Source organism: Vibrio sp. V42_P2S4T144 (assembly GCF_009904715.1).
In the GTDB taxonomy this organism is placed as follows: domain Bacteria; phylum Pseudomonadota; class Gammaproteobacteria; order Enterobacterales; family Vibrionaceae; genus Vibrio; species Vibrio alginolyticus.
In genome coordinates this window covers 1-5,655 of record NZ_WXWS01000352.1, presented here as the reverse complement: position 1 = coordinate 5,655, position 5,655 = coordinate 1, and the positions used below count along the sequence as shown (strand labels likewise).

Genomic DNA, 5,655 nt, shown 5'->3' with positions numbered 1-5,655 from the left:
GTATGGCCGTCTTCTTAGTGCGGATGTCGCTTCTGCGGAAGCTGGTAAAGTAAATGCGAAATATCTTGAATACCAGAAGAGTGTTGAAAAACAGATCATCCAACGCGCAGCAGATATGCTTACGCCGATTGTGGGGCCGAGTAACTTCCGAGTACAAGTCGCTGCCGATCTGGATTTTAGCCAAGTTGAAGAAACACAAGAAATTTTGGATAACGCGCCGGTTGTGCGTAATGAGCACACCATTCATAACAACTCGGTTGATCAAATTGCGTTGGGTGTTCCTGGTTCTCTAAGTAACCAACCGCCAGTGACAGGATCTGGTGAAGTGGAAACGAACGATAGCCAAAACACGAATGCGCGATCTGAAGTGAATCGTCAATATGCTGTAGGTAGTAGTGTTCGTCGTACTCAATACCAACAAGGCCAAATAGAAAAGCTTAGCGTCTCGGTTCTGTTGAACTCCAAAGCTTCGCCAGATGGTGTGGCGTGGAGTGAAGCCGATAAAGAGCAAATCTCAAACATGATCATGGATGCTGTTGGTATCTCTGCCACACGAGGTGACAGCTTAAGTTTAATGAGTTTCAACTTCACCCCAATCGAAATTGATGCTCCTCCTGCACTGCCGTGGTGGCAAGACCCTACAGTACAGCAGCCAATACGCTACGTTATTGGTGGCTTGTTAGGCTTGGCGATGATCTTCTTCGTACTGCGTCCATTAATCATGCACCTAACTGGCGTTGATAAACCTGTGCCTGAGCTAAATTTTGCTGAGCCTCAGGAAGAACCTGACTACGAAAACTTGCAAACGCGTGAAGAACGCGAGCATGAAGAAGTACTTGATCGCCGCCTATCTGAAAAAGGCATCTCAGCCTCTTCAGGTTTAGATGTAAACAGCGACATGCTACCACCAGCAGGTTCGCCATTAGAAATTCAATTGAAACACCTACAGCTTATTGCTAATGAAGAGCCAGAGCGCGTAGCCGAAATACTGAAACAATGGGTAAACATCAATGAACACAGTTCTATCAAAGCAGACGCTTAGTTATGTTGAACAAACCGCGCTCGTGCTATTAGGCATGGGCGAGGATGCCGCAGCGAAGGTTTTGCAACACTTTAGCCGTGATGAAACCCAGCGTGTGACTCGTGCAATGGCGAAGTTAAATGGCATTAAGAGCGATTCTGCTCGTGGTGTTATTCAAACTTTCTTTGAAGATTTTCGTGAGCACAGCGGTATTCGAGGAGCCTCGAAGGAATACCTATCTAATACATTGCGTAAAGCATTGGGTAACGATTTGGCAAAAGGGTTATTGAATACCTTATATGGCGATGAAATTCGCAACAATATGCAGCGCTTACAGTGGGTGGAAGCAGAAACTCTCGCTCGTTTCATTGTGAACGAGCACCCACAAATGCAAGCAATTTTTCTAGCGTATTTGCCAGCAGACAGCTCTTCAGCGGTATTGAAGCACTTGCCACAAGATTACCATGACGAAATCTTGTTCCGTATTGCTCAATTGCAAGATATCGATCATCAAGTTGCTGTTGATTTGCATGAACTCGTTGAGCGTTGCATCGAAAAAGTATCCGCAAGTCAAAGCACGCCGTTATCAGGTGTTAAGCAAGCTGCAGATATCATTAACCGCTTTGAAGGTGACCGTGGTTCATTGATGGAAATGCTGAAGTTGCATGATGAAGATGTTGTTAATGCAATCGAAGAAAACATGTTCGACTTTATGGTTCTTGGCCGACAACGCGAAGAAACCATGGACATGTTGGTGCAGCAAATCCCGCTAGAGTTGTGGGCAGTCGCGCTAAAAGGTTCCGATATTACCTTACAGCAAGCTATTAAGCGTTCAATGCCGCAACGTATGGTGAAAGCGCTAGAAGATGACATGGACGCACGCGGCGCTGTTGCGTTAAGTCGAGTTCAAAAAGCACGTCAAGACATCATGCAAATGGTACGTGAGCTGGATGAATCTGGTGAAGTTCAGCTGCTTCTCTATGAAGAGCCAACGGTGGAGTAAGGTCATGCTAGAGACAAAATCAAGTACTATGCGATTGCCTCCGAGCGGGTATCGTTTACACCGTTTTCCGCCTTTAGCGCAACCTAAGACTATCGAAGACGAATTCGGGCTAGATAACCAAGGCTGGCAAGAACCTCAAATAGATATCCAACAGCAACTTGAAGAAGGTTTTCAACAAGGTTTGCAACAAGGACATGAGGAAGGCTTACGCCAAGGTATCGAACAGGGCAAGCAACAAGGTCTGTTGGAAGGCCAAAAAGAAGGTTTCCAAAAAGGCTTTGTTTCCGGTGAGCAGTCTGGAAAGCAAGGCTTTTTGGAGGCGGCGAAGCCTGTCAATGAACTTTTTCACGCCCTTTCTCGTTGGCAAGATGAAAAAGAACAGCAACAACGCCATATGATTTGTGAACTGGTACAAAAGGTAGCTCAGCAAGTGATTCGTGCCGAGCTCACTTTAATGCCTCAGCAGATCCTAGCTTTGGTGGACGAGACATTGTCTGCCATGCCTGGTAAAGCGGAAACAGTAACTGTGCATTTAAATCCGCAAGATTTAGAGCGCATTACTCACATCAATGCTGATTTGCCGCAATCTTGGAAACTGGTCCCTAATACGGAGCTTCCTATTGGTGGTTGCCAGCTAGTGACTGATGACGCAGAAGCGGATGCGAGCTGCGACTCTCGCTTGGAAGCCTGTATGGACAATGTAAAGCAACACCTTTTGGATGAAGTCAGTATTCCACAGGTAGAGTCTGAACATGAGTAATACCCTAAGCCATGAACTATTAAGTGAGCGTTTGAGCGAAGCCTTGGCTTCGCTCGATTCAATCCCTGTTGCTCGCGTAACAGGGCGATTGATAAAAGTAAACGGCTTAATGTTACAAGCCGTAGGGTGTCGGTTTAAGCTTGAGCAGCGTTGTCTCGTAGAAACCGCGGAAGGCGATATGATCGAAGCGCAAGTTGTGGGCTTTGAACACACTATTGCTTACCTCATGCCTATCCGCCGTTTAGGCGGTCTGTTTGCAGGTGCAAAAGTCATCCCTCTTGATGGTGACAGTACCGTGCAGCTAAGCTCTCAGTGGTTAGGACGCGTACTGAATGGTTTAGGTGAGCCGTTAGATGACGGGGCTCCGCTTAAGGGGGGAGAGCGAGTTTCACTTGAACCAAAACCGATTAACCCACTGAAGCGACGCCCAGTTGATACACCACTCAACGTAGGCGTGCGAGCGATTAATGGACTATTGACGGTAGGCAAAGGCCAACGTATTGGTTTGATGGCTGGCAGTGGCGTCGGTAAAAGTGTGTTAATGGGGATGATCACCAAAAACACGGAGGCCGATGTAATTGTGGTCGGGCTTATCGGTGAGCGAGGCAGAGAAGTACGTGAGTTCATTGAGAGAAACTTAACCCCAGAAGCGCGCAAGAAAGCGATCATTATCGCGGCTCCTGCTGATGAATCCCCGCTAATGAGGTTAAGAGCGACATTACTTTGTCATCGCGTTTCAGAGTATTTCCGAGACCAAGGCAAAGACGTTCTACTTCTGATGGACTCTCTAACCCGATACGCCATGGCACAGCGCGAAATCGCTCTTTCGCTCGGTGAGCCTCCAGCTTCTCGTGGTTATCCGCCCTCAGTCTTCAGCGTGTTACCTCAACTCTTAGAGCGAGCGGGTAACAGTGAAAATCAACATGGTAGCTTAACGGCAATTTACACCGTATTGGCAGAAGGGGACGACCAACAAGATCCTGTCGTGGATTCCGCGCGCGCCATCTTAGATGGGCATGTCGTTTTATCGCGTCAACTGGCTGAGCAAGGGCATTATCCCGCGATAGATATCAACGCGTCTATTAGCCGTTGTATGAATACTTGTACGCAGGACGCACACAGCACGATTGCGAATAACTTCCGTCAAATGTACTCCAACTACCTTCAGGTTAAAGAGTTACTGCCATTAGGGGGTTATCAACCAGGACAAGATCCTGAGTTAGATCAATCTGTTGCTATGTATCCAAATTTGCGTGCATATCTACAACAAGCTGCCAACGAGTCTGTAGATTACCCAACCAGTTTGACCGAGCTCGCGCAGCTTTTTCAAAGTGCTTAATCAAATGGAAGTGACAAGGCTGAAATGAAATCCAAGTTAAAAGCCGTAGGCAAGTTACAGCAAATGGAAGAAAAACAGCGTGACCGTGTGGGTCAACAACTTGATGCCATGCGTCAGCGTCACTCCCATCTTTCAATGCAATTGGAACAGTTGTCGGCGTTGAAAGGCCACGCTGGACAATCAACCCGAACCGGCCCGACGCTGACGAGCGCGGCTTTGATGAACTTTAATCGTGTTGACCAAATGCTACAAAGAATGCTTCGTCACCACGAGCAAGAGCAAGCCGTTATGCAAGCGGAATGTGCATCTGTACAGAAAACGCTAGAACACAAGCACGCACGCGTTCAAGGGTTAGAAAAAGTGCTTGATCGTTGGCGTACTAAGCAGAACTATGAAAAAGCGAAAAAAGAGCAAAAGATGATTGAAGACATCATTAACTCTCGCGTTAAGCGTAAGATATTATGATGTCTTGTTGACGCTACTAGGAGCGCGAATAATTTCTGCGGTGTCTTAGCCAACCAAACCAGCCTCCAAGCATGATCAACCCTGATCCGAGAGCACCGCCGCCACTGCTGCCGTTGTTACCAAAGCCAGATGTGTTGGTATCGACAGGCTCAAAGCCAGAGTCCCCTTCGCTATGATAATCTTCCGAACTTGCTAAGAGGGCGTTATAACTGGTTTTTACACCTGAGCTGGTTTGGGTCTCAATCCATGTTGCATAGTTCAAAATCTCGGTAAACACACTTGGAATCGCAGCGGATTCGCAAACTGAAGAACCGTAGCTCACAATGCCAATTTGCTGATACATGCCATTATTGTCTTGATAGGTGAGAGGACCGCCTGAGTCACCACGACAGATACCAGTGTAGCTTCGTTCAGGAAATCCATTCGCACATAAACTTTCCTGAGCGTTAAACCCTGTTACCAACGAAGCGCATTGGGTGTCGGTAAGGGGTTTTACTTCTGCCCAGCGTAAATAGTTAGGGGGGCTTTCATCATTGGTTGAGGTCTGACCTAAACCGAATATCTGATAAACTGACTTGCTGCTGTAGTCTCCAAAGTCTTGCGGTAAAGTGATGGATTGGACGTTATCGGTGATAGGTCTAGTCAATTCAAGGACAGCGATGTCATTAATCCATAAATCGCTAGGCACATAATCAGGATGAATCGTGATAGAGCGAACATCTTTGAATTCTTCAACAAACACGTCATTCATCGTAGGGTTTTTGACTAACACTCGTAGGTCGTTGATTGTCCAGCCGTCAGTAAAAACGCTTGGTTCTACGCAGTGAGCCGCAGTTAAAATGAAGCGGTCGTTTACAATGGTTCCCCCACAAATATTGGCAAACTGATTAGCGCCAGTTTTATGTAGAATAAGACGTGCAAAAAAAGGAAGTTGGTTTTGGGTAGCCTGCTGACCCCCAATAATTGCCGTGGAGATCCCTTGTTCTGAAAGGCGGTTATCATTTTCTACTTCAGCGGTCGTACTCAAAGATACTGCAAAACAGAGTGCGCTTAGCCATATTTGATAC

Annotated in this window: 6 protein-coding genes; 5 read left to right on the top strand and 1 reads right to left on the bottom strand. The window is 46.8% G+C overall.

What is annotated here, in order from left to right; genetic code table 11:
• From CAG68_RS12250 to fliJ, 5 genes are all read left to right on the top strand, one after another.
• On the top strand, positions 1-1,042 hold a 1,042-nt coding region (locus CAG68_RS12250), incomplete at its 5' end, for a flagellar M-ring protein FliF C-terminal domain-containing protein (RefSeq protein WP_272926329.1).
• The gene (locus CAG68_RS12245) at positions 1,011-2,024 is read left to right on the top strand and encodes a flagellar motor switch protein FliG (protein WP_005375048.1); all 1,014 of its coding nucleotides are present in this window, start codon (positions 1,011-1,013) and stop codon (positions 2,022-2,024) included. The genes CAG68_RS12250 and CAG68_RS12245, both read left to right, overlap by 32 nt.
• A gap of 4 nt (positions 2,025-2,028) precedes the next feature.
• Positions 2,029-2,784, top strand: a complete 756-nt coding sequence (gene fliH / locus CAG68_RS12240) for a flagellar assembly protein FliH (protein WP_005375050.1) — start codon at positions 2,029-2,031, stop codon at positions 2,782-2,784.
• Positions 2,777-4,123: a flagellar protein export ATPase FliI gene (gene fliI / locus CAG68_RS12235; protein WP_053350026.1), complete on the top strand. Its 1,347-nt coding sequence runs from the start codon at positions 2,777-2,779 to the stop codon at positions 4,121-4,123. The genes fliH and fliI overlap by 8 nt, the downstream gene beginning before the upstream one ends.
• A 24-nt stretch (positions 4,124-4,147) precedes the next feature.
• Positions 4,148-4,588 (top strand): flagellar export protein FliJ, encoded by a 441-nt coding sequence (fliJ, locus tag CAG68_RS12230; protein WP_017820533.1) that lies wholly within the window; start codon positions 4,148-4,150, stop codon positions 4,586-4,588.
• 16 nt (positions 4,589-4,604) lie between these two features.
• Here the strand turns inward: fliJ and CAG68_RS12225 are convergent, their stop codons facing one another.
• Positions 4,605-5,615: a S1 family peptidase gene (locus CAG68_RS12225; protein WP_086047599.1), complete on the bottom strand. Its 1,011-nt coding sequence runs from the start codon at positions 5,613-5,615 to the stop codon at positions 4,605-4,607.
• Positions 5,616-5,655: the final 40 nt, after the last annotated feature.

Coding starts and splice junctions, on each gene's coding strand:
- CAG68_RS12245 (WP_005375048.1), top strand. CDS start 1,011: ATGAACACAGTTCTATCAAAGCAGACGCTTAGTTATGTTGAACAAACC.
- fliJ (WP_017820533.1), top strand. CDS start 4,148: ATGAAATCCAAGTTAAAAGCCGTAGGCAAGTTACAGCAAATGGAAGAA.
- fliH (WP_005375050.1), top strand. CDS start 2,029: ATGCTAGAGACAAAATCAAGTACTATGCGATTGCCTCCGAGCGGGTAT.
- fliI (WP_053350026.1), top strand. CDS start 2,777: ATGAGTAATACCCTAAGCCATGAACTATTAAGTGAGCGTTTGAGCGAA.